The sequence below is a fragment of the Gilliamella sp. Pas-s27 genome (genome assembly GCF_009795865.1).
Lineage (GTDB): Bacteria > Pseudomonadota > Gammaproteobacteria > Enterobacterales > Orbaceae > Gilliamella.
The window spans coordinates 1-597 of record NZ_WTEW01000093.1; the positions used below are offsets into that span (position 1 = coordinate 1).

At 33.5% G+C, this 597-nt stretch carries 1 protein-coding gene; it reads right to left on the reverse strand.

Features of this window, described 5'->3' with window-relative positions; translation table 11 throughout:
• On the reverse strand, positions 1–394 hold a 394-nt coding region (locus GQ589_RS11830), incomplete at its 3' end, for a DUF6708 domain-containing protein (RefSeq protein WP_202115106.1).
• Between the last annotated feature and the right edge of the window lie 203 nt (positions 395–597).

The window sequence follows — 597 nt, forward strand, 5'->3', positions numbered from 1 at the left end:
TTGCCACTGCTTCGTAAAGATACACTTTACCTGTTTTACGATTAAAGCGAATCGGATTGCTAAAAGGAGAAAAATAAGCAAAAAGAAAATTGAATAGAGAGTGATAACAAATAGTGCTAAGCACAGTGAGCATTAAAAATGAGACCAAAGACATCCACCATAAAAATTCGATTCCTAGCCAAAAATGAAAAAACAACATAAAAAGAACTAAATTAAAATATAACATTAAAAAAAACGTAACACTTTTCGCACCAATTTTTCTATAACGATAAATTTCGAGATAATTATCATTAGCACAAGCTATGTAGTTTGCTTCACTGATAATGCCTGCTCCACTGGTTTTACTTAGGTCTCTTTTCCAGCCTGATAGTTGTGGTTGATAGCGTGATGGCATATTTTTGTTCCTTATTTGATTATTTTTTATTATTATTCCCTTTATTAATAAACAGGATAGACAGTATCACTCAGTTGGTACTCTTGCTCAATTTGGGCTAGATCCTCTTTTGAACCGACTTTCGAGGCTTTGTCTAATCCTTCAATTTGTCTTGAGGTAACTTTACGACGTGGTTCAACATCCATAAAACTTTTGGCATCGTC